Consider the following 19479-nt stretch of genomic DNA (forward strand, 5'->3'; position numbering starts at 1 on the left):
CCCGATCCGCCCGGCGGGACGGATCCCGTGGAGCGCGACACGACCCACCGTTACGTTTTTCCCAAAAAACCTACTAAAGGGATAAAAGTCCCTACTCTGGACCGCATGGTATATCGGTACGACTCCGATGAGGACGCCTACCTCCCGTACCGGGAAGGCGAGCCCGAGAGGCAGCCACCGCCCGCAGCCGGCGCGGCGCCGGCCGGACCGTCGCCGTCGCGCTTTCCCGCACCGTCACTGCCGCGGCCCAACCAGTTGCTGCTGCCCTCGACGGCGGCATCGGCAGCTCCACCACCGCCGCAGAGCCCGGTGTCCCAGTACGAGGCCGGTCCGCCCGCCCAGTACGACCCGCCCCCGGCCGCCGCACCCCGGCCGCCGCAGGAGCCGGCCGCCGCACCACCGCCACGCCGCGGCGGTGGCCGTACCTGGCAGGTGGTGATCGGTGGTGCCGCCGCGCTGGTTCTGCTCGCCCTCTGCGGCCTGGCGGGCGCCGCGCTGCTCGACGGCAGGCAGCTGATCGGCCAGCAGGCGGCGCCGAGCACCGAACCCGACACCACCCGGGGCACGGACCCGGACTCGGTGAGCGACCTCGACTCCCGCGACACCGACCAGGCACCATTGACCGCCCGGGAAGTCTTCCCCGGCAACACCCTTGCCGCCGGCGGCGGCCAGGGTGGGTACGAGGTGTTGCGCACCCAGTCGAGCGCGAGTTGCCCGGTGGCGGCCACCGGCGAGGTCGCGGATCTGCTCGTACGGCTCGGCTGCAACCAGGTCGTCCGGGCCACCCTGCGCACTCCCGACCAGGAGCACCTGGTCACCACAGGACTGTTCAACCTGACCGACCGGTCCAGCGCCGAACGAGCCCGCGATCGGATCCGCCAGGTGCTCGACGAACGGCAGGGCCGCTTCCGCGGCATGCCGGCGGGCGACGGTACCGAGGTCATCGCCAACGCCCCCGCCCGCGTCGGCTGGCAGGTACGCGGCCACTACATTGCGTACGCGGTGGTCACCCGCGCCGACGGCGCGACCATCCGCTCCAGCGACACCGTAGTTCGCGAGATCCTCTTCGACATGCTCGAACTGCACCTGAACCGCAATGTGCTGGAGCGGCGAGCCAACGGCGGCATCGCCAACCAGCCCACGGTGACACCCACCGACGGCACCGGCAGCCAGGACGGGTCCGACGAGGACTGAGCCTCAGGCGTCGGCCGGCACCCGCAACCGTCGGGTCGCCTCGGCGCGGCGGGCGTACTCGGCCGGATCGTCCGGGTAGCCCACCGCCACCAGGGTCAACCCGTGTGCCGGTGCCACCGTCACCTCACTCGACCGCTCCCGCCGCATCAGCAGGCCGGCCGGCCATTCCACCGGTCGGCGGCCGTCCCCGGCGACCAGCATGGCGCCGACCAGGCTGCGCACCATCGCCTGGCAGAACGCGTCGGCCTGCACAGTGGCGACCAGGATCCCGTCGGGGTCACGCCGCCAGTCCAGCCGGGTCACCTCCCGCAACGTGGTGGCGTTCTCCTTGCGCCGGCAGTACGCGGCGAAGTCGTGCTCCCCCACCAACCCGGCCGAGGCGGCGGAGAGCCGGTCGCAGTCCAGCGGACGAGGCCAGGCCAGCACCTCGTGCCGGCGCAGCGGCTCGGCACCCCAGGGGGCATCGGTCACCCGGTACTCGTACCGGCGGAAGGTCGCCGAGAAGCGGGCGTCGAAGGTGGCCGGCACCTCGGTCATCGCCCGCACCCGCACGTCGCCCGGCAGCAGTCGGGCCAGTCGGCGCAGCAGTCGGCCCTCGTGCTCGCGCCAGACCTCGGTGGGCAGGTCGAGGTGGCAGACCTGCCCGGTGGCGTGCACCCCGGCGTCGGTACGGCCAGCCACCGTCAACCCGGTCGCGGTTCCGGCGCCGAGCACCAGGTCCAGCGTCTCGACCAGCACCCCGGCGACCGTACGCCGATCCGGCTGGGCGGCCCAGCCGGAGAAGTTCCCGCCGTCGTACGCGACATCCAGCCGCAGCCGAATCCGCTCGTCCACGTCGTACCTCCTAAGACGAGTCGGGCCCGGCACCCCGTGGGGGATGCCGGGCCCGACGACGGCCTGGATCAGGCCTTGCCTTCCTCGGTGGCCAGGTCGCTGTCCTCGCGGGCGGCGGCGGTGTCACCGGACGCCGACACCGGGGCCTCGGAGTCCTGGTCGGCCGAGCGCGCGGCCGGGGTCTCCTCGGCCGGGGCCAGCGCCTCGACCTTGTCCTGCTGGGCGGCCTTGCGGGCAGCGGTCTTGCGGTTCGCCGTCGGCTCGGCGACCTGCAACTCCTCGACCAGCTCGATGATCGCCATCGGAGCGGCGTCACCCTTACGCGGACCGGTCTTCACGATCCGGGTGTAGCCGCCGTTGCGGTTGGCGTACCGCGGCGCGATCTGGTCGAACAGCGAGTAGACCACGTCCTTGTCCTTGACCACGGCCAGCACCCGCCGACGCGAGGCGAGGTCGCCCCGCTTGGCCTTGGTGATCAGCTGCTCGGCGAGCGGACGCAGCCGCCGGGCCTTGGTCTCGGTGGTCTTGATCTTGCCGTGCTGGAACAGCGAGGTGGCCAGGTTGGCCAGCATCAGCCGCTCGTGCGCGGGGCTGCCGCCGAGGCGGGGGCCCTTGGTGGGCGTGGGCATGCTTGGTGCTCCTCAGGTGTGGCGGCAGCGCGGACTAGAGCTGCTCGGTCTCGCGGTAGTCGTCGGTGTCGTAGTCGGCCTCGCCGAAGGCGTCCACGACGTGCGCCGGGTCGAAGTTCGGGGCCGAGTCCTTCAGCCCCAGACCCATCCCGGCGAGCTTCATCTTGACCTCGTCGATCGACTTCTGGCCGAAGTTGCGGATGTCGAGAAGGTCGGCCTCGGTACGCCCGATGAGCTCACCAACGGAGTTGATGCCCTCGCGCTTGAGGCAGTTGTAGGAGCGGACGGTCAGGTCCAGCTCCTCGATCGGCAGGGCCAGGTCCGCCGCCAGCTGCGCGTCCTGCGGGGACGGGCCGATGTCGATGCCCTCCGCCGTCTCGTCCAGCTCCCGGGCCAGCCCGAACAGCTCCACCAGCGTCGAGCCGGCCGAGGCCAGCGCGGTACGCGGGCCCATCGACGGCTTGGTCTCGACGTCGATGATCAGCCGGTCGAAGTCGGTCCGCTGCTCGACACGGGTCGCCTCGACGCGGTACGTCACCTTGAGCACCGGCGAGTAGATCGAGTCGACCGGGATCCGGCCGATCTCCGCGCCCGCCTGCTTGTTCTGCGCCGCCGTGACGTAGCCACGACCCCGCTCGACGGTCAGCTCCATGTCGAGCCGGCCCTTGCCGTTGAGGGTGGCGAGCTTCAGATCCGGGTTGTGCACCGAGACACCGGCCGGGGGCTGGATGTCACCGGCGGTCACGTCGCCCGGGCCCTGCTTGCGCAGGTACATGCTGACCGGCTCGTCGTGCTCGGAGCTGACGCAGAGCTCCTTGATGTTCATGACGAGCTCGACCACGTCCTCCTTGACACCGGGGATCGTGGTGAACTCGTGCAGCACACCGTCGATCTTGATCGAGGTGACCGCCGCACCCGGGATGGACGACAGCAGCGTACGCCGCAGCGAGTTGCCCAGGGTGTAGCCGAAGCCCGGCTCCAGCGGCTCGATGGTGAACCGGGACCGGGTCTCGTTGATCGACTCCTCGGAAAGGGTCGGTCGCTGGCTGATGAGCATGTCTTCTCTTCTCTTCCGGGGCGCCCGCCATATGACGCCCACGACACAAACTGTTCCGGTGGCCCGCCCGTCGCCGGGCGGGCCACCGCAACGAGCTCTTACTTGGAGTAGAGCTCGACGATCAGCTGCTCCTGGACCTGGGTGTCGATCACCTGGCGGGCCGGGAGCGAGTGCACGAGAACCTTCATCTGGCTCGGGATGGCCTCCAGCCACGCCGGCACGGTCTTGGAACCGGCCTCGGCCTGGGCCACGATGAACGGGGTGAGCTCCTTGCTCTTCGCCCGCACCTCGATGATGTCGTGTGCACTGACGCGGTACGACGGAATGTCGACCTTCTTGCCGTTCACCGTGAAGTGACCGTGCTTGACCAGCTGACGGGCCATGTCCCGGGACTTGGCGTAGCCAGCCCGGTAGACCACGTTGTCCAGCCGCGACTCGAGGATCTGCAGGAGGACCTCACCGGTCTTGGCCTGCTTGGCCACGGCCTCCTCGTAGTAACCGCGGAACTGCTTCTCCAGCACGCCGTAGACCCGGCGAGCCTTCTGCTTCTCACGGAGCTGGAGCAGGTACTCCGTCTCCTTGGTGCGGCCGCGGCCGTGCTGCCCGGGCGGGAACGGCCGGGACTCGAACGGGCACTTCGGGCCATCGCACTTGCTGCCCTTGAGGAACAGCTTCATCTTCTCCCGCCGGCAACGGCGGCAGTCAGCACCGGTGTAACGAGCCATCTCTCTCTAACCTCTCAGACCCGACGACGCTTCGGCGGACGGCATCCGTTGTGCGGCTGCGGGGTGACGTCGGAGATCTGCCCGACCTCCAGACCCACCGCCTGCAGCGAACGGATGGCGGTCTCCCGGCCGGAGCCGGGACCCTTGACGAACACGTCGACCTTGCGCATGCCGTGCTCCATCGCCCGACGCGCGGCGGCCTCGGCGGCCAGCTGGGCGGCGAACGGGGTCGACTTGCGCGAACCCTTGAAGCCGACCTGGCCCGCGGAGGCCCAGGAGATGACGGCACCGGTCGGGTCCGTGATGGACACGATGGTGTTGTTGAAGGTGCTCTTGATATGCGCCTGCCCGTGGGCGACGTTCTTGCGTTCCTTGCGCCGGACCTTCTTTACGGCGGCCCCGGCACGAGCCTTCGGTGGCATAAGTCTGTGCGCTCCTAGTTGACTTCCCGGCACGGGTTGCGGCCTGGCCTACCTGGGCAGACCCGGACCCGCACTCCGGTGAAAGAGAATTACTTCTTGCCGGGCTTCTTCTTGCCGGCGACCGTCCGCTTCGGGCCCTTGCGGGTGCGGGCGTTGGTACGGGTCCGCTGGCCACGGACGGGCAGACCCCGGCGGTGCCGGATGCCCTCGTAGCAGCCGATCTCGACCTTGCGGCGGATGTCAGCGGCGACCTCGCGGCGCAGGTCGCCTTCTACCTTGTAGTTGGCCTCGATGTGGTCACGGAGCTGGACCAGCTCCTCGTCCGTGAGGTCCCGGGCGCGCTTGTCCGGCGAGATGCCGGTGGCAGCGAGCGTCTCCAGGGCGCGGGTGCGACCCACGCCGAAGATGTAGGTGAGCGCAATCTCCAGCCGCTTCTCGCGGGGGAGGTCAACGCCGACTAGACGTGCCATCTGTGGGCGTACTCCTTGTGGTGTCTCGCGGAGGTGTGGACCCGTCCCACCCCGCTACCGACCGCCCCGTCTCCTCCGGCGCGTCGTGCGCCGGCGACCGGGATCGGTCGCTGCCCAAGCGGGCCCCGGCCTCCGACCGGGGGTCAACCACGAGAAAGTACGCGCTGCGCACCGCTCGCGGCTGGGACGAGCATGTGTGATGTGCTGGCTGGATCTGCGGCCCGGGAGCACGCCCTCGACCGACCGTCAACTGCCGGTCGGTCGTGACGAGATCAGCCCTGGCGCTGCTTGTGGCGCGGGTCGGTGCAGATGACCATGACCCGGCCGTGCCGGCGGATCACCCGGCACTTGTTGCAGATCCTCTTGACGCTCGGCTTGACCTTCACGGTTGCCTTACTTCCCATCTGGCCCGGCGCCACGAGGCGCGACACCGGACGTCGAAGACGGACACGGGACGTTCCCGGCCGTCGTCAGGACTACTTGTAGCGGTAGACGATGCGCCCGCGAGTCAGGTCGTACGGCGAAAGTTCGACGACGACCCGATCCTCCGGCAGGATGCGGATGTAGTGCTGCCGCATCTTGCCGCTGATGTGAGCCAGCACCTTGTGGCCGTTGGCGAGCTCCACCCGGAACATGGCGTTCGGCAGGGGCTCGATGACCCGACCTTCGATCTCGATGGCTCCGTCTTTTTTCGGCATGTCCTCCGCTGTCCTGACGTCGGTTACTCCGGACGGCTCACAACGCCTTACACGGGTTCCTGATCAAGATCAGATGACCCGCGCCAGCCGCGGCTCCGCGTCCCACCGAAGCGCTTGGTGGGCATGGCGGAGTGGACGCTGTGCGCCGATCAGAAAGTGTACGCCCGCCTGCACGCTGTCGCCAAACCGACCGGCCATCGAGCCCGATCCGGTACGACAAACGTGACTTTCAGGCGTCCCGCTCCGGAAATGGCCGCCGCTGAGCAGAGCCGAATTCGCCCGCGTGGTGGTCCACGCCACGTTCTCCGCCCCGCCCGCCGGTGCCGCCGTCGATCGCCTGGTGATCGGGCGGCTGGTGGCCGAGGGCCCTGCGGGCCCGCTTGGCCGCCTTCTTCTCCGCCCGCCGTTGCCGGCGCCGCTCCCGGTCGGCCGCCCACCGCTGGGGCTCGCCGGTGGCCAGGCCGGTGAAGGTCTGAACCAGCACGACCGCACCCCACGGCCCGGCCACCCAGCCCGGCCAGAAGTAGCGCAGGTCGCCGGCGGCCAGCGAGGTCACCGCCCAGATCGCGACCACGATCCCGACGGCCGTCAGCCACGGCTCCCAGACCTCGACCAGCCAGCGCACGGTCACTGCCCGCCCGCTGGCGCCGGGCAGCGCCGCCGCCGGCCCACCACCCTCCCGCTGCGCCGGCACCGCGCCCGGCCTCGACACCACCGCACCCGCCGCCGGCAGGTCACGCACCAGGTCGTCCAAGTCGGCGTAGGTGCGAGCGGCGTACGCCCGCTGAAGGCGCTCGTCGTACTCGTGCAGATCCAGCCGACCCTCGTCGAGGGCGACCCGGAGCCGCTCAGCGATGGCCTGACGGTCGGAATCCGCTGCCCGCATGCCGTCGCGCCCATCCATGCCGGCAAGCATGCCACCGAGCCGCCAGTCCGCCCATCCGGCCACTCCTCCGGGCCGAGACACAGCTGTGGTCAGGCGGTCGGCGCGTTGCTCGGCTGGCGAGCGGTGACCAGATCACCGAGACGGGCCCGCCCACCGTCGGCGGCGGTCAGCACCCAGACCCCGTCGGGCAACAGCGCCATGGTGTGCTCGACGTGCGCCGCACGCGACCCGTCCCGGGTGACGACCGTCCAACCGTCGGCCAACTCGACCGTACGCGGAGAACCCATGGTGATCATCGGCTCGATGGCCAACGCCATACCCGGCACCAGTCGCGGTCCCTTACCCGGCCGGCCGTGGTTGAGCACGTGCGGATCCTGGTGCATCTCGGTGCCGATGCCGTGGCCGCCGTAGCCGTCGACGATGCCGTACCGGCCCGCCTTGCGTACGGCGTTCTCCACCGCGTGCGAGATGTCGGTGAGCCGGCCCTTGCCGCTGGCCGCACCCCGGGCGGCGGCGGCGATACCGGCCCACATGGCGTCCTCGGCGACCTTCGCCATCCGCAGCAGCGCCGGGTCGACCTCGCCCACGCCCACGGTGATCGCCGCGTCGCCGTGCCAGCCGTCGAGCACCGCACCGCAGTCGATCGAGATCAGATCACCCTCGGCGAGTGCCTGTTCCGGCGACGGGATCGCGTGCACGATCTGCTCGTTCACCGACGAGCAGATCGACGCCGGGAAACCGTGGTAGCCCTTGAAGGAGGGGACGGCGCCCGCCTCGCGGATCGTCGACTCGGCGATCGCGTCCAGGTCAGCCGTGGTCACCCCGGGCGCGACCGCCTCCCGCATTCTGCGCAACGCCTCCGCGACCACCAGACCGGCGGCTCGCATCTTCACGATCTGCTCGGGGGTTTTCAGCTGGATGTCCAGCTGGGGACGACGCATGGAGGAGCTACCTTTCGTTGCCACAAACAGCGGGGCACGCCGAGCGTACCCCGCTGTTCGCACTCTATCCGGGCGGTGGTCGGCCGAGGTCAGTCAGCTCCCGTAGGACCGCAGGGCGTCGATCGCGCGGACCGTGACGTCCTCCACCGGGCCCGTTGCGTCGATGCCGACCAGCTTGCCCTGGGCGCCGTAGTAGTCCACCAACGGCGCGGTCTTCTCCGCGTACTCCCGCAGACGGGCCGCGATGGTCTCCGGCTTGTCGTCGTCGCGCTGGAACAGCTCGGCGCCGCAGCGGTCGCAGATGCTCTCCCCGCTCGTCGGGTCGAACTCGACGTGCCAGATCTTGCCGCAGCCCCGACAGGTGCGCCGGCCGGACAACCGCCGGATCACCTCGTCGTCGTCGACCACCAGTTCCAGCACGATGTCCAGGGCGGTGCCCAGGTCGGCGAGGAGCTTGTCCAGTGCCGCGGCCTGCGGGGTCGTCCGAGGGAAGCCGTCGAGCAGGAACCCCTCGGCCGCGTCCGGCTCAGCGAGCCGCTCCCGCACCATGTTGATGGTGACCTCGTCCGGCACCAGCTTGCCGGCGTCCATGTATCGCTTGGCCTCGACGCCCAGCGGCGTGCCCTGCGAGACATTGGCCCGGAAGATGTCGCCGGTCGAGATCTTCGGTACGGACAGGTGCGCGGCGATGAACTCTGCCTGTGTGCCCTTGCCCGCGCCCGGCGGGCCAACCAGAACCAGTCTCATCTACCGCAGGAACCCTTCGTAGTTCCGCTGCATCAGTTGGCTCTCGATCTGCTTGCTGGTCTCGAGAGCCACACCGACCATGATCAGAACAGCGGTACCGCCGAACGGGAAGTTGAGGTACTGCTGCCGGTCCAGCCAGATGAAGAAGAAGTTCGGCAGGATCGAGATGATCGCGAGGTACAGCGCCCCCGGCAGGGTGATGCGGCTGAGGATGAAGTCCAGGTAGTCGGCGGTGGGCTTGCCGGGGCGGATGCCCGGCACGAAGCCGCCGTACTTCTTCATGTTGTCCGCGACCTCGGTCGGGTTGAACGTGATCGAGACGTAGAAGTACGTGAAGAAGATGATCAGCAGGAAGTAGACCGAGATGTAGATCGGGCTGGTCGGGTCGACCAGGTTGTTCTGGATCCACGCCTGGGTCTTGCCCGGGTCGTTCTGGTCGAAGAACTGCAGCGCCAGCTGCGGCAGGTAGAGCAGCGACGAACCGAAGATGACCGGGATGACACCCGCCTGGTTGACCTTCAGCGGGATGTAGGTCGAGGTGCCGCCGTACATCCGCCGGCCGATCATGCGCTTGGCGTACTGCACAGGAATGCGGCGCTGGGCCTGCTCGATGAAGGTGACCGCGGTGATGACCACCAGCACCAGGGCGATGACGAGGAAGAACTTGAACCAGCCCTGGCTCTCCTTGATCCGCCAGCCCTCGCTGGGAAGCCGGGCGGCGATCGAGGTGAAGATCAGGACGGACATGCCGTTGCCGACGCCGCGGTCGGTGATCAGCTCACCGAGCCACATGACCACGCCGGTGCCCGCGGTCATCGTCATCACCAGGATGGACAGCGTCAGCCAGTCCGGGATGCCGGTGCCCTGCGGGATGATCGGGAACTCGTCGCACTGGTTGTTGAACAGCTGACCCGAGCGGGCCAGCGCCACGAACGCCGACGCCTGGAGGACACCGAGGCCCAGGGTCAGGTAGCGGGTGTACTGGGTGATCTTCGCCTGACCGGCCTGGCCCTCCTTGCGGAGCTGCTCGAGCCGGGGAATCACCACCGTCAGCAGCTGCAGGATGATCGACGCGGTGATGTAGGGCATGATGCCCAGCGCGAAGACCGACAGCTGGAGCAGTGCGCCGCCCGAGAAGAGGTCGAGCAGGTTCAGCACACCGGTGGAACCCTCGATCGTGTCGAGGCACTTCTGCACGTTGCCGTACGAGACACCTGGGCTCGGCAGGGTGGCGCCGAGCCGATAGATCGCGATGATGCCTACTGTGAACAGCAGCTTCTTGCGCAGGTCAGGCGTACGGAACGCACTGAGAAAGGCGGACAGCAACTTCTTCCTCCTGCGCGAGGCGGGCCGCCGGGCATCCCTGGCGGATCGGGGTGGGTGCCGGGCAGGTGCCCGATATCCATGGCTGGGAAGGGACTCTAACAGCCCGATCCCGGTCCGGGCAGATGTGCCCGGCTACATAAACCGAATCCGATGTTACCGGGCGCACATGCCCGATTGAGAGCACGGCGCCCGCCAGCTGGGATCAACTGGCGGGCGCCATACGTTTGTGCAGCTTACAGCTCTGTGACCGAGCCACCGGCAGCGGTGATCTTCTCCTTGGCCGACGCGCTGAACGCGTGCGCCGAGATCTGGAGCGAGACACCGCCGAGGTCCCCGGAACCGAGAACCTTGATCGGCTGGCCCTTGCGGACCGCGCCGGCCTCGACCAGTTCGGCCGGGCCGACCTGGCCGCCGTTGGGGAACAACTCAGCCAGGCGGTCCAGGTTTACCACCTGGAAGACCACCTTGAACTTGTTCTTGAAGCCCTTAAGCTTCGGCAGGCGCATGTGGATGGGCATCTGCCCACCCTCGAACGCCGCTGAGATGTTCTTGCGGGCCTTGGAACCCTTGGTACCGCGACCGGCGGTCTTGCCCTTGGAGCCCTCACCACGACCCACACGGGTCTTCGCGGTCTTGGCCCCCGGCGCCGGGCGCAGGTGGTGGACCTTGATCGTCATTACTCGACCTCCTCGACCTTCACGAGGTGGCTCACCGTGAAGATCATGCCGCGAATCTCCGGCCGGTCCTCCTTGACCACCACGTCGTTGATCCGCTTGAGACCGAGCGAACGCAGCGACTCACGCTGGTTGTGCTTGGTCCCGATCCCGGACCGGACCTGGGTGACCTTGAGACGTGCCATCAGGAAGCCACCCCCGCCCGGGACGCCAGCATGGCGGCCGGCGCAACGTCCTCCACCGGCAGGCCTCGACGCGCGGCCACGGCCTCCGGGGATTCCAGCCCCTTCAGCGCGGCCACCGTGGCGTGCACGATGTTGATCGGGTTCGACGACCCGAGGCTCTTGGAGAGCACGTCGTGGATGCCCGCGCACTCCAGCACGGCACGAACCGGGCCACCGGCGATGACACCCGTACCGGCCGAGGCCGGCTTGAGCAGCACCACACCGGCAGCGGCCTCGCCCTGCACCGGGTGCGGGATCGAGGAGCCGATCCGCGGCACCTTGAAGAAGTGCTTCTTGGCCTCCTCGACACCCTTGGCGATCGCCGCGGGCACCTCCTTGGCCTTTCCGTAGCCCACGCCCACGGTGCCGTCGCCATCGCCCACGATCACCAGGGCGGTGAAGCTGAAGCGACGACCACCCTTCACGACCTTGGCGACACGGTTGATCGCGACGACCCGCTCAAGGTGCGGGGTCTTCTCGGCGGGCGCGTTTCCGCGGCCGCCCTCACGGCGGTTGTCGCGGCGACCACCCTCGTTGCCACCGGACCCGCCGCCACGGCGCTGTTGACCTGGCATCAGCAGCCTTCCTTTTCTCTCGTGACGGGGATTGTCAGAACTCGAGCCCGGCTTCGCGGGCGGCGTCGGCAAGCGCGGCTACCCGCCCCGCGTACCGGTTGCCACCGCGGTCGAAGACGACCTTGGAGACGCCAGCAGCCTTGGCCCGCTCGGCGAGCAGGGTGCCGACCTTGCCGGCCAGGGCGCTCTTGTCGCCCTCCGTGCCGCGCACCGAGGCGTCCAGGGTCGAGGCCGACGCCAGGGTGTGCCCCTTGGTGTCGTCCACGATCTGGGCGACGATGTGCCGCAGCGACCGGGTGACGACCAGGCGCGGACGCTCGGCCGTACCGCTGACGGTCTTGCGGACCCGGAAGTGCCGACGCGCACGCCCGACGGCACGCTTGGCGGCGACGCCGCGGCGGCGCTTGAGCAGCGTGGCGCTCACTTCTTACCTGCCTTTCCGGCCTTACGTCGGATGACTTCGCCCTGGTACCTGACACCCTTGCCCTTGTAGGGCTCCGGCGGGCGAATCTTCCGGATGTTGGCGGCGACCTCACCGACCTGCTGCTTGTCGATGCCGGCCACATGGAACAGCGTCGGCTTCTCCACCGTGAAGGTGATGCCGTCCGGCGCGGGGACCGTGACCGGGTGCGAGAACCCGAGCGCGAACTCGAGGTCCTTACCCTTGGCCGTGACCCGGTAACCGGTGCCGGAGATCTCCAGGCTCTTGCGGTAGCCCTCGGTGACTCCGACGATCATGTTGGCGACCAGGGTACGGCTCAGGCCGTGCAGTTCCTTGGCCTTGCGCTCGTCGTTCGGGCGGTTGACGCTCAGTTGCCCGTCCTCGGCCCGCTCGATGGAGATCGGCTCGGCCAGAGTGTGCGAGAGCTCGCCCTTGGGGCCCTTGACCTTGACGGTCCGGCCGTCGATCGTCACGTCGACGCCGGATGGCACCGGGATCGACTTACGTCCAATACGCGACATTTCTACCTGTCTCCCGTTACCAGACGAAGGCGAGGACTTCCCCGCCAACGCTCCGCTTGCGGGCCTGCCGGTCGGTGAGCAGCCCCTGGGACGTCGAAATGATCGCCACGCCCAGCCCGCCGAGCACCCGCGGGAGCCCGTCCGACTTGGCGTACACCCGCAGACCGGGCTTGGAGACACGCTTGATACCGGCCAGGCTCCGCTCCCGGTTCTGGCCGTACTTCAGCTCGACGACCAGTCGCTTGCCGACGGCACCCTCTTCGGGCTCCTCGACCGACCAGGTGGCGATGTAACCCTCGGACTTGAGGACCTCGGCGATGTTCGCCTTGATCTTCGAGTAGGGCATCGTCACCCGGTCGTGGTACGCCTGGTTGGCGTTACGCAGACGCGTGAGCATGTCTGCGATCGGGTCGGTCATCGTCATGAAACTCGTCAACCTTTCTCGCCGGGGTTCCCGCGGCTCGCGCAGGCCTACGGCGAAGAGACAGTCCAGCTAACGCGCAGGGCGCGCCGGGCTATTACCAGGAAGCCTTGGACACGCCGGGCAGCTCACCGCGGTGGGCCATCTCCCGGATGCACACCCGGCAGAGCCCGAACTTGCGGTAGACCGCCTTGGGACGCCCGCACCGCTGGCAGCGGGTGTACGCGCGAACCGAGAACTTCGGCTTCGCGGCCGCCTTGAGGATCAGCGCCTTCTTGGCCATCTCAGTTCTCCTTGAACGGGAAGCCCAGGAGCTTGAGCAGCGCCCGGCCCTCGTCGTCGGTCGTGGCGGTCGTGACCACCGTGATGTCCATGCCCCGCTGGCGATCGATCTTGTCCTGGTCGATCTCGTGGAACACCGACTGCTCGGTCAGACCGAACGTGTAGTTGCCGTGCCCGTCGAGCTTGCGCCCGTCGAGGCCGCGGAAGTCACGGATACGCGGCAGCGCGATGGACAGCAGCCGGTCCAGGAACTCCCACATCCGGTCGCCGCGCAGGGTGACCTTCGCGCCGATCGGCATCCCCTCACGCAGCTTGAACTGCGCGATGGACTTCTTCGCCCGCCGGACCTGCGGCTTCTGGCCGGTGATGGTGGCCAGATCGCGGACCGCGCCGTCGATGAGCTTGGCGTCGCGAGCAGCCTCGCCGACACCCATGTTCACGACGATCTTCACCAGCCGCGGCACCTGCATCGGGTTGGCGTAGTCGTGCTGCTCGCGCAGCTTGGCCACGATTTCGTTGCGGTACCGCTCCTTGAGACGCGGCATGGACTTGGTTTCGGTAGCCGTGGTCATCACAGGTCCTTACCGGTGCTACGCGCGATGCGGACCTTCTGGCCGTTGTCGTCGATGCGGTAACCGACGCGGGTCGGCTTGCCGTCGGAGTCCACGACCATCACGTTCGAGACGTGGATCGGGGCCTCCTGGGTGACGATGCCACCGGTCTTGGCGCCACGCTGAGTGGTGCTGATGCGAGTGTGCTTCTTGACCCGGTTCACGCCCTCGACCAGGACCTTGTCCTGCCGCGGGTAGGCCGCGATGACCTTGCCCTTGGCACCCTTGTCCTTGCCGGCGATGACGACGACCGTGTCGCCCTTCTTGACCTTCACGGTCACAACACCTCCGGCGCGAGAGAGATGATCTTCATGAACCGCTTGTCCCGCAGCTCACGACCGACCGGGCCGAAGATGCGGGTACCCCGCGGGTCCCCGCCGTCCTTGATGATGACGGCGGCGTTCTCGTCGAAGCGGATGTACGAACCGTCCGGCCGGCGCTTCTCCTTGGCGGTGCGGACGACGACCGCCTTCACGACGTCGCCCTTTTTCACACCAGCACCGGGGATCGCGTCCTTGACCGTGGCGACGATGACGTCGCCGATGCTCGCGTAGCGCCGACCGGAGCCACCGAGAACTCGGATGCACAGGATCTCCCGGGCACCCGTGTTGTCGGCGACGCGCAGTCGCGACTCCTGCTGAATCACGTCTATCTCCTATGTCTGCCGGTTCTCCGGCCGCCGGAGCGGCCGGAGCCTGGCGGAACCTGCGCCCGACCGATCTCGGCCGAGCTCGAGCCTTCGCTACTTGGCCTTCTCGAGGATCTCCACGAGCCGCCACCGCTTGGTGGCGGACAGCGGGCGGGTCTCCATGATCAGGACCCGGTCGCCGATGCCGGCGGAGTTCTGCTCGTCGTGGACCTTGAGCTTGCTGGTCCGGCGCATGATCTTGCCGTACAGCGCGTGCTTGACCCGGTCCTCGACCTCGACCACGACGGTCTTGTCCATCTTGTCGCTGACCACGAGGCCCTCGCGGACCTTACGACGTCCCCGCACGCGCTCCGCGCTCGCGGTCGTGTTCTCGCTCATGAAGCCACCTCAGTCGGCGCGGCCGAGAGCCCCAGCTCACGCTCACGCATGATCGTGTAGATCCGGGCGATCTCCCGACGGATGACCTGCAGCCGCCGGTTGTTGTCCAGCTGCCCGGTTGCGGCCTGCACGCGGAGGTTGAACAGCTCCGCCTTGGCCTCACGCAGCTTCGTGACCAGCTCCTCCTCGGAGAGCTCACGCAGCTCGGAGGCCTTAACGCCCGCTGCCATCAGGATTCACCCACTTCGCGCGTCACAATCCGGCACTTCATCGGGAGCTTGTGGATCGCGCGACGCATCGCCTCTCGCGCGATCTGCTCGTTCGGGAAGGACATCTCGAAGAGAACCCGTCCCGGCTTGACGTTGGCGACCCACCACTCGGGCGAGCCCTTACCGGAACCCATCCGCGTTTCGGCCGGCTTCTTGGTGAGGGCCTGGTCCGGGAAGATGGTGATCCAGACCTTGCCGCCACGCTTGATGTGGCGGGTCATCGCGATACGCGCCGACTCGATCTGCCGGTTGGTCACGTACGCCGGCTCGAGAGCCTGAATCCCGAACTCGCCGAACACCACCCGGTTGCCGCCCTTGGACGCGCCGCTGCGGTCCGGGTGGTGCGGCTTGCGGAAGCCCTTCGGGGGCTTGCGCGGCATCAGCATCTGTCAGCCCTCCTGCTGCGTTTCTGCCGCGGCGGCGACGGCGGACGTGTCCACCGGCTCGCCGCTCGGCGTCTCGGCCTGCTGCGCAACGGTCGTCGCCGCAGCCCGGCCGGCCTCGGTGCCACCGGAAGTCGTACCGGACGAACCGGAGCGACCACGACGCGGCCGCTCGGGGCGGTCACCCCGATCCCGGCGCGGGCGCGACGGCGCCTCGGCCGGGGTCTCCCGACCCGGCACCGCGTCACCCTTGTAGATCCAGACCTTCACGCCGATGCGGCCGAAGGTGGTACGGGCCTCGAAGAAGCCGTACTCGATGTTGGCCCGCAGCGTGTGCAGCGGAACCCGACCCTCGCGGTAGAACTCCGTGCGGCTCATCTCGGCGCCGCCGAGGCGACCCGAGACCTGCACCCGGATGCCCTTGCACATCGGGTTCTTCATCGCCGACTGCATCGCCTTGCGCATCGCCCGACGGAAGCTGACCCGGCTGGAGAGCTGCTCGGCCACGCCCTGGGCGACCAGCTGCGCGTCCGACTCGGGGTTCTTCACCTCGATGATGTTCAGCTGCACCTGCTTGCCGGTGAGCTTCTCCAGCTCGCCGCGGATCCGGTCGGCCTCCGCACCCTTACGGCCGATGACGATGCCCGGCCGGGCGGTGTGGATGTCGACGCGAACCCGGTCGCGGGTGCGCTCGATGTCGACCTTGGAGATGCCGGCGCGCTCCAGGCCCTTGGACATCATCCGGCGGATCTTGACGTCCTCGCCGATGTAGTCCTTGTAGAGCTTGTCCGCGAACCAGCGGGACTTCCAGTCGGTCGAGATGCCGAGGCGGAACCCGTGCGGGTGAACCTTCTGACCCATTACTCGGCGCCCTCCGTGTTGCTCTGCGTCTCGGCCGGTGCGGTCTGCTCCGCCGGGGCCGCCTTCTTCGCCGACTTCTTCGGCGCGGCCGGCGCAATCGCCTCGACCGCCACCGTGATGTGGCAGGTGCGCTTACGGATCCGGTACGCCCGGCCCTGCGCCCGCGGCTGGAACCGCTTCATGGTCGGGCCCTCGTCCACGAACGCCTCGCTGACGAGCAGCGCGTCGGGGTCCAGCCGCTCGTTGTTCTCCGCGTTGGCGATCGCGCTCGCGAGCACCTTGTACACCTGCTCGCTCGCAGCCTGCGGCGCGAACTGCAGCACCGTGAGCGCCTCCTTCGCGGGCAGGCCGCGGACGAGGTTGACCACCCGGCGCGCCTTCATCGGCGAGATGCGCACGTACCGCGCAACCGCCCGCGCGCCCGGAAGCACCGGAGCGTCGCCCTTTCCTGGCATCGCTGTAACCCCTTGATCCTCTATCCGTATGCCCGCGGCGTCAGCGCCGGCGGCTCTTCCGGTCGTCCTTTTCGTGACCCTTGAACGTACGGGTCAGCGCGAACTCGCCGAGCTTGTGCCCGACCATCGCCTCGGTCACGAACACCGGGACGTGCTTGCGTCCGTCGTGCACGGCGATCGTGTGCCCGAGCATCTCCGGGATGATCGTCGAGCGCCGCGACCAGGTCTTGATGACGTTCTTCGAGCCCTTTTCGTTCTGCGTCTCCACCTTCTTGAGCAGGTGGTCGTCGATGAACGGGCCCTTCTTCAGGCTGCGAGGCATGTCTTATCTCCCTCAGCCGCGCTTACGCGTGGCGTAGCGGCGGCGGACGATCAGCCGGTCACTCGGCTGGCCCTTACGACGGGTGCGGCCCTCTGGCTTACCCTGCGGGTTGACCGGGTGGCGACCACCGGAGGTCTTGCCCTCGCCACCACCGTGCGGGTGGTCGACCGGGTTCATGGCCACACCACGGACGGTCGGGCGCTTGCCCTTCCACCGCATCCGGCCGGCCTTACCCCAGTTGATGTTCGACTGGTCGGCGTTGCCGATCTCGCCGATACTGGCCCGGCACCGCACGTCCACGCGCCGGATCTCACCCGACGGCATACGCAGGGTCGCGTACGCGCCCTCCCGGCCGAGCAGCTGGATGCCGACGCCGGCCGAGCGGGCCAGCTTGGCCCCGCCACCCGGACGCAGCTCCACGTTGTGGACGGTGGTACCGACCGGGATGTTGCGCAGCGGCAGGTTGTTGCCCGGCTTGATGTCGGCGCCCGGACCGGACTCGACCCGGTCGCCCTGCTTCAGGTCCTTCGGCGCGATGATGTACCGCTTCTCGCCGTCGGCGTAGTGCAGCAGCGCGATCCGCGCGGTGCGGTTCGGGTCGTACTCGATGTGCGCGACCTTGGCCGGCACACCGTCCTTGTCGACCCGCTTGAAGTCGATGATCCGGTACTGCCGCTTGTGGCCGCCACCCTGGTGCCGGGCGGTGATCCGCCCGTGGGCGTTACGCCCACCCTTCTTCGGCAGCGGCGCCAGCAGCGACTTCTCGGGCGTCGATCGGGTGATCTCGGCGAAGTCGGCGACGCTTGAGCCACGCCGGCCCGGCGTCGTCGGCTTGTACTTACGGATAGCCATTGTCTACACCCCTCAGCTGACCGGGCCGCCGAAGGCCTCGATGCGGTCGCCCTCAGCCAGCTTCACCATCGCGCGCTTGGTGTTCTTGCGCTTACCGAACCCGGTACGGGTCCGCTTGCGCTTGCCCTCGCGGTTGAGCGTGTTGACCGTCAGGACACGGACGTTGAAGATCTGCTCGATAGCGATCTTGATCGCGGTCTTGTTCGCGTCCGGGTGCACCAGGAAGGTGTACCAGTTGCGGTTCAGCTCGCTGTAGCTCTTCTCCGAGACGACCGGCGCCACGATGATGTCGCGCGGGTCGGCGATCGTGCTCACTTGCCACCCTCCTCGGTGGTCTCGGCGGGAACGCCCAGGAACTCGTCCAGGGCCTCCTTGGTGAAGACCACGTCGTCGGCCACCAGCACGTCGTACGTGTTCAGCTGGCCGGCTTCGATCAGGTGCACCCGCGGCTCGTTGCGCAGCGACACCCAGTTCAGCTCGTCGATGCTGCTCAGCACGACCAGCACCCGGCGGGCCTGGCTCAGCTTGGCGAGCGTGGCCAGCGCGGCCTTGGTCGACGGCTTCTCGCCCGAGACGAACGCCTCGACGACGTGCACCTGCCCGGCGCGGGCCCGGTCCGACAGGGCGCCACGCAGCGCGGCGGCCTTCATCTTCTTCGGGGTGCGCTGGCTGTAGTCGCGCGGCACCGGGCCGTGCACCACGCCACCGCCGGCGAACTGCGGCGCGCGGATCGAGCCCTGCCGGGCCCGACCGGTGCCCTTCTGCTTGTAGGGCTTCTTGCCGCCACCGGCGACCTCGCCCCGCGTCTTGGTCTTGTGGGTGCCCTGCCGGGCCGCGGCCAGCTGAGCCACCACGACCTGGTGCATCAGGGGCACGTTGGCCTGCACGTCGAAGATGTCACCGGGCAGCTCGACCGAGCCGGTCTTGGTGCCTTCGGAGTTCAAGACGTCAACGGTGGTCACTTGGCCGCACCGCCCTTCTTCACCTTCGCCTTGGCCGCGGTGCGGACCAGGACCAGCGCGCCCTTGGGGCCGGGAATGGCGCCGCGGACGAGCAGGAGGTTGTTCTCGGTGTCGACCGCCTGGACGGTCAGGTTCTGCACGGTGTAGCGCACACCGCCCATGCGACCCGCCATCCGGGTGCCCTTGAAGACCCGGCCCGGGGTGGCGCAGGCGCCGATGGAGCCCGGCGAGCGGTGCTTGCGCTCGACGCCGTGGCTGGCCCGCAGACCGTGGAAGCCGTGCCGCTTCATCGGGCCGGCGAAGCCCTTGCCCTTGGTCTTGCCGGTGACGTCGATCGAGACGCCGGCCGGGAACTCCTCGACCGTGATCTCCTGACCGAGCGAGTAGTCCGCGGCGTCGGTGGTGCGCAGCTCGACGATGTGCCGGCGCGGCGCCACGTCAGCCTTCGCGTAGTGCCCACGCAGCGGCTTCTTGGCCTTGCGCGGGTCGATCGTGCCGTACGCCAGCTGGACCGCGGAGTAACCGTCCTTGTCGGCGTCACGAACCTGGGTGATGACGCACGGGCCGGCCTGAACCACGGTCACCGGAACAACCTTGTTGTTGTCCCAGACCTGGGTCATGCCGAGCTTCGCGCCCAGGATCCCCTTCACTTGCCTGTCCATGTGTCCG

General features: G+C 68.5%; 33 protein-coding genes. 1 reads left to right on the top strand and 32 read right to left on the bottom strand.

Annotated features, from left to right (window positions below; genetic code table 11):
• Positions 1 to 105: 105 nt before the first annotated feature.
• Complete coding sequence (locus AB0M35_RS09325; protein WP_363743448.1) at positions 106 to 1194, top strand: hypothetical protein; 1089 nt, start codon at positions 106 to 108, stop codon at positions 1192 to 1194.
• Positions 1195 to 1197: 3 nt separating this feature from the next.
• Here the strand turns inward: AB0M35_RS09325 and truA are convergent, their stop codons facing one another.
• From truA to rplC, 32 genes are all read right to left on the bottom strand, one after another.
• A complete protein-coding gene (gene truA / locus AB0M35_RS09330; protein WP_363743451.1) occupies positions 1198 to 2028 on the bottom strand; it encodes a tRNA pseudouridine(38-40) synthase TruA in 831 nt (276 codons plus the stop codon).
• A 68-nt stretch (positions 2029 to 2096) separates the two neighbouring features.
• Entirely contained in the window at positions 2097 to 2657 is a 561-nt protein-coding gene (rplQ, locus tag AB0M35_RS09335; RefSeq protein WP_363743453.1) for a 50S ribosomal protein L17, read from the bottom strand.
• 34 nt (positions 2658 to 2691) lie between these two features.
• Positions 2692 to 3714 carry a DNA-directed RNA polymerase subunit alpha gene (locus AB0M35_RS09340; RefSeq protein ID WP_013735931.1) on the bottom strand — a complete coding sequence of 341 codons (1023 nt, stop codon included), beginning with the start codon at positions 3712 to 3714 and terminating at the stop codon, positions 2692 to 2694.
• A 98-nt stretch (positions 3715 to 3812) separates the two neighbouring features.
• A complete protein-coding gene (gene rpsD / locus AB0M35_RS09345) occupies positions 3813 to 4439 on the bottom strand; it encodes a 30S ribosomal protein S4 (RefSeq protein WP_013735932.1) in 627 nt (208 codons plus the stop codon).
• 14 nt (positions 4440 to 4453) lie between these two features.
• The gene (gene rpsK, locus AB0M35_RS09350) at positions 4454 to 4861 is read right to left on the bottom strand and encodes a 30S ribosomal protein S11 (RefSeq protein ID WP_007073011.1); all 408 of its coding nucleotides are present in this window, start codon (positions 4859 to 4861) and stop codon (positions 4454 to 4456) included.
• Positions 4862 to 4950: 89 nt separating this feature from the next.
• On the bottom strand, positions 4951 to 5331 hold the full coding sequence (gene rpsM / locus AB0M35_RS09355) for a 30S ribosomal protein S13 (protein ID WP_013735933.1): 381 nt from the start codon (positions 5329 to 5331) through the stop codon (positions 4951 to 4953).
• Positions 5332 to 5603: 272 nt separating this feature from the next.
• Positions 5604 to 5717: a 50S ribosomal protein L36 gene (gene rpmJ / locus AB0M35_RS09360; protein WP_012184307.1), complete on the bottom strand. Its 114-nt coding sequence runs from the start codon at positions 5715 to 5717 to the stop codon at positions 5604 to 5606.
• A gap of 90 nt (positions 5718 to 5807) precedes the next feature.
• Entirely contained in the window at positions 5808 to 6029 is a 222-nt protein-coding gene (infA, locus tag AB0M35_RS09365) for a translation initiation factor IF-1 (RefSeq protein ID WP_007073013.1), read from the bottom strand.
• A 229-nt stretch (positions 6030 to 6258) separates the two neighbouring features.
• Positions 6259 to 6933, bottom strand: coding sequence for a DUF1707 domain-containing protein (locus AB0M35_RS09370; protein WP_363743455.1), 675 nt, complete (start codon positions 6931 to 6933; stop codon positions 6259 to 6261).
• Positions 6934 to 7004: 71 nt separating this feature from the next.
• Complete coding sequence (map, locus tag AB0M35_RS09375) at positions 7005 to 7856, bottom strand: type I methionyl aminopeptidase (protein ID WP_363743457.1); 852 nt, start codon at positions 7854 to 7856, stop codon at positions 7005 to 7007.
• A gap of 93 nt (positions 7857 to 7949) precedes the next feature.
• Positions 7950 to 8603, bottom strand: coding sequence for an adenylate kinase (locus tag AB0M35_RS09380; protein WP_363743459.1), 654 nt, complete (start codon positions 8601 to 8603; stop codon positions 7950 to 7952).
• The gene (gene secY / locus AB0M35_RS09385; RefSeq protein ID WP_013735937.1) at positions 8604 to 9929 is read right to left on the bottom strand and encodes a preprotein translocase subunit SecY; all 1326 of its coding nucleotides are present in this window, start codon (positions 9927 to 9929) and stop codon (positions 8604 to 8606) included. It abuts the gene before it with no gap.
• A gap of 233 nt (positions 9930 to 10162) precedes the next feature.
• Complete coding sequence (gene rplO, locus AB0M35_RS09390) at positions 10163 to 10606, bottom strand: 50S ribosomal protein L15 (protein WP_363743461.1); 444 nt, start codon at positions 10604 to 10606, stop codon at positions 10163 to 10165.
• Positions 10606 to 10788 carry a 50S ribosomal protein L30 gene (rpmD, locus tag AB0M35_RS09395; protein WP_013735939.1) on the bottom strand — a complete coding sequence of 61 codons (183 nt, stop codon included), beginning with the start codon at positions 10786 to 10788 and terminating at the stop codon, positions 10606 to 10608. The genes rplO and rpmD overlap by 1 nt, the downstream gene beginning before the upstream one ends.
• Positions 10788 to 11402, bottom strand: coding sequence for a 30S ribosomal protein S5 (gene rpsE, locus AB0M35_RS09400; protein ID WP_013735940.1), 615 nt, complete (start codon positions 11400 to 11402; stop codon positions 10788 to 10790). The genes rpmD and rpsE overlap by 1 nt, the downstream gene beginning before the upstream one ends.
• A gap of 34 nt (positions 11403 to 11436) precedes the next feature.
• A complete protein-coding gene (gene rplR / locus AB0M35_RS09405; protein ID WP_363743463.1) occupies positions 11437 to 11826 on the bottom strand; it encodes a 50S ribosomal protein L18 in 390 nt (129 codons plus the stop codon).
• On the bottom strand, positions 11823 to 12365 hold the full coding sequence (gene rplF, locus AB0M35_RS09410) for a 50S ribosomal protein L6 (protein ID WP_363743465.1): 543 nt from the start codon (positions 12363 to 12365) through the stop codon (positions 11823 to 11825). Before rplF ends, rplR begins: the two co-directional genes overlap by 4 nt.
• Before the next feature lie 16 nt (positions 12366 to 12381).
• Positions 12382 to 12789: a 30S ribosomal protein S8 gene (gene rpsH, locus AB0M35_RS09415; protein ID WP_018784557.1), complete on the bottom strand. Its 408-nt coding sequence runs from the start codon at positions 12787 to 12789 to the stop codon at positions 12382 to 12384.
• 94 nt (positions 12790 to 12883) lie between these two features.
• Positions 12884 to 13069 carry a type Z 30S ribosomal protein S14 gene (locus AB0M35_RS09420; protein ID WP_007073023.1) on the bottom strand — a complete coding sequence of 62 codons (186 nt, stop codon included), beginning with the start codon at positions 13067 to 13069 and terminating at the stop codon, positions 12884 to 12886.
• A 1-nt stretch (position 13070) separates the two neighbouring features.
• Entirely contained in the window at positions 13071 to 13640 is a 570-nt protein-coding gene (gene rplE, locus AB0M35_RS09425; RefSeq protein WP_363743467.1) for a 50S ribosomal protein L5, read from the bottom strand.
• A complete protein-coding gene (rplX, locus tag AB0M35_RS09430; RefSeq protein WP_018217055.1) occupies positions 13640 to 13960 on the bottom strand; it encodes a 50S ribosomal protein L24 in 321 nt (106 codons plus the stop codon). Before rplX ends, rplE begins: the two co-directional genes overlap by 1 nt.
• Positions 13957 to 14325: a 50S ribosomal protein L14 gene (rplN, locus tag AB0M35_RS09435; RefSeq protein ID WP_007073026.1), complete on the bottom strand. Its 369-nt coding sequence runs from the start codon at positions 14323 to 14325 to the stop codon at positions 13957 to 13959. The genes rplX and rplN overlap by 4 nt, the downstream gene beginning before the upstream one ends.
• A gap of 96 nt (positions 14326 to 14421) precedes the next feature.
• Positions 14422 to 14706: a 30S ribosomal protein S17 gene (gene rpsQ, locus AB0M35_RS09440; RefSeq protein ID WP_117226250.1), complete on the bottom strand. Its 285-nt coding sequence runs from the start codon at positions 14704 to 14706 to the stop codon at positions 14422 to 14424.
• Entirely contained in the window at positions 14703 to 14936 is a 234-nt protein-coding gene (gene rpmC, locus AB0M35_RS09445) for a 50S ribosomal protein L29 (protein WP_117226251.1), read from the bottom strand. Before rpmC ends, rpsQ begins: the two co-directional genes overlap by 4 nt.
• Positions 14936 to 15361 (bottom strand): 50S ribosomal protein L16, encoded by a 426-nt coding sequence (gene rplP / locus AB0M35_RS09450; RefSeq protein WP_007465292.1) that lies wholly within the window; start codon positions 15359 to 15361, stop codon positions 14936 to 14938. Before rplP ends, rpmC begins: the two co-directional genes overlap by 1 nt.
• 3 nt (positions 15362 to 15364) lie before the next feature.
• Complete coding sequence (gene rpsC / locus AB0M35_RS09455) at positions 15365 to 16219, bottom strand: 30S ribosomal protein S3 (protein WP_102658911.1); 855 nt, start codon at positions 16217 to 16219, stop codon at positions 15365 to 15367.
• Positions 16219 to 16674 carry a 50S ribosomal protein L22 gene (gene rplV, locus AB0M35_RS09460; RefSeq protein WP_363743470.1) on the bottom strand — a complete coding sequence of 152 codons (456 nt, stop codon included), beginning with the start codon at positions 16672 to 16674 and terminating at the stop codon, positions 16219 to 16221. The genes rpsC and rplV overlap by 1 nt, the downstream gene beginning before the upstream one ends.
• A gap of 40 nt (positions 16675 to 16714) precedes the next feature.
• The gene (rpsS, locus tag AB0M35_RS09465) at positions 16715 to 16996 is read right to left on the bottom strand and encodes a 30S ribosomal protein S19 (protein ID WP_013735950.1); all 282 of its coding nucleotides are present in this window, start codon (positions 16994 to 16996) and stop codon (positions 16715 to 16717) included.
• Positions 16997 to 17008: 12 nt separating this feature from the next.
• Complete coding sequence (rplB, locus tag AB0M35_RS09470) at positions 17009 to 17848, bottom strand: 50S ribosomal protein L2 (protein WP_363743472.1); 840 nt, start codon at positions 17846 to 17848, stop codon at positions 17009 to 17011.
• A gap of 12 nt (positions 17849 to 17860) precedes the next feature.
• Positions 17861 to 18163, bottom strand: a complete 303-nt coding sequence (rplW, locus tag AB0M35_RS09475) for a 50S ribosomal protein L23 (protein WP_013735952.1) — start codon at positions 18161 to 18163, stop codon at positions 17861 to 17863.
• Positions 18160 to 18810, bottom strand: coding sequence for a 50S ribosomal protein L4 (rplD, locus tag AB0M35_RS09480; RefSeq protein WP_363743474.1), 651 nt, complete (start codon positions 18808 to 18810; stop codon positions 18160 to 18162). Before rplD ends, rplW begins: the two co-directional genes overlap by 4 nt.
• Positions 18807 to 19472 (bottom strand): 50S ribosomal protein L3, encoded by a 666-nt coding sequence (gene rplC / locus AB0M35_RS09485; RefSeq protein WP_363743476.1) that lies wholly within the window; start codon positions 19470 to 19472, stop codon positions 18807 to 18809. The genes rplD and rplC overlap by 4 nt, the downstream gene beginning before the upstream one ends.
• Positions 19473 to 19479 lie beyond the last annotated feature (7 nt).

The sequence above is a fragment of the Micromonospora sp. NPDC051196 genome (genome assembly GCF_040682415.1).
Taxonomy (GTDB): domain Bacteria; phylum Actinomycetota; class Actinomycetes; order Mycobacteriales; family Micromonosporaceae; genus Micromonospora.

Coding starts and splice junctions, on each gene's coding strand:
- AB0M35_RS09370 (WP_363743455.1), bottom strand. CDS start 6,933: ATGGATGGGCGCGACGGCATGCGGGCAGCGGATTCCGACCGTCAGGCC.
- rpsQ (WP_117226250.1), bottom strand. CDS start 14,706: ATGAGCGAGAACACGACCGCGAGCGCGGAGCGCGTGCGGGGACGTCGT.
- rpmC (WP_117226251.1), bottom strand. CDS start 14,936: ATGGCAGCGGGCGTTAAGGCCTCCGAGCTGCGTGAGCTCTCCGAGGAG.
- rplV (WP_363743470.1), bottom strand. CDS start 16,674: ATGCCAGGAAAGGGCGACGCTCCGGTGCTTCCGGGCGCGCGGGCGGTT.
- rpmD (WP_013735939.1), bottom strand. CDS start 10,788: ATGGCACGTCTCAAGGTCACCCAGGTCCGGTCCGGGATCGGGACCAAG.
- rplB (WP_363743472.1), bottom strand. CDS start 17,848: ATGGCTATCCGTAAGTACAAGCCGACGACGCCGGGCCGGCGTGGCTCA.
- rplO (WP_363743461.1), bottom strand. CDS start 10,606: ATGACGATCAAGGTCCACCACCTGCGCCCGGCGCCGGGGGCCAAGACC.
- rpsC (WP_102658911.1), bottom strand. CDS start 16,219: ATGGGTCAGAAGGTTCACCCGCACGGGTTCCGCCTCGGCATCTCGACC.
- AB0M35_RS09380 (WP_363743459.1), bottom strand. CDS start 8,603: ATGAGACTGGTTCTGGTTGGCCCGCCGGGCGCGGGCAAGGGCACACAG.
- AB0M35_RS09420 (WP_007073023.1), bottom strand. CDS start 13,069: ATGGCCAAGAAGGCGCTGATCCTCAAGGCGGCCGCGAAGCCGAAGTTC.
- rplE (WP_363743467.1), bottom strand. CDS start 13,640: ATGACCACGGCTACCGAAACCAAGTCCATGCCGCGTCTCAAGGAGCGG.
- rplP (WP_007465292.1), bottom strand. CDS start 15,361: ATGCTGATGCCGCGCAAGCCCCCGAAGGGCTTCCGCAAGCCGCACCAC.
- rplF (WP_363743465.1), bottom strand. CDS start 12,365: ATGTCGCGTATTGGACGTAAGTCGATCCCGGTGCCATCCGGCGTCGAC.
- rpsD (WP_013735932.1), bottom strand. CDS start 4,439: ATGGCTCGTTACACCGGTGCTGACTGCCGCCGTTGCCGGCGGGAGAAG.
- infA (WP_007073013.1), bottom strand. CDS start 6,029: ATGCCGAAAAAAGACGGAGCCATCGAGATCGAAGGTCGGGTCATCGAG.
- rpsS (WP_013735950.1), bottom strand. CDS start 16,996: ATGCCTCGCAGCCTGAAGAAGGGCCCGTTCATCGACGACCACCTGCTC.
- rplQ (WP_363743453.1), bottom strand. CDS start 2,657: ATGCCCACGCCCACCAAGGGCCCCCGCCTCGGCGGCAGCCCCGCGCAC.
- AB0M35_RS09325 (WP_363743448.1), top strand. CDS start 106: ATGGTATATCGGTACGACTCCGATGAGGACGCCTACCTCCCGTACCGG.
- rplC (WP_363743476.1), bottom strand. CDS start 19,472: ATGGACAGGCAAGTGAAGGGGATCCTGGGCGCGAAGCTCGGCATGACC.
- rpsE (WP_013735940.1), bottom strand. CDS start 11,402: ATGCCAGGTCAACAGCGCCGTGGCGGCGGGTCCGGTGGCAACGAGGGT.
- map (WP_363743457.1), bottom strand. CDS start 7,856: ATGCGTCGTCCCCAGCTGGACATCCAGCTGAAAACCCCCGAGCAGATC.
- rpsH (WP_018784557.1), bottom strand. CDS start 12,789: ATGACGATGACCGACCCGATCGCAGACATGCTCACGCGTCTGCGTAAC.
- AB0M35_RS09340 (WP_013735931.1), bottom strand. CDS start 3,714: ATGCTCATCAGCCAGCGACCGACCCTTTCCGAGGAGTCGATCAACGAG.
- rpsM (WP_013735933.1), bottom strand. CDS start 5,331: ATGGCACGTCTAGTCGGCGTTGACCTCCCCCGCGAGAAGCGGCTGGAG.
- rpsK (WP_007073011.1), bottom strand. CDS start 4,861: ATGCCACCGAAGGCTCGTGCCGGGGCCGCCGTAAAGAAGGTCCGGCGC.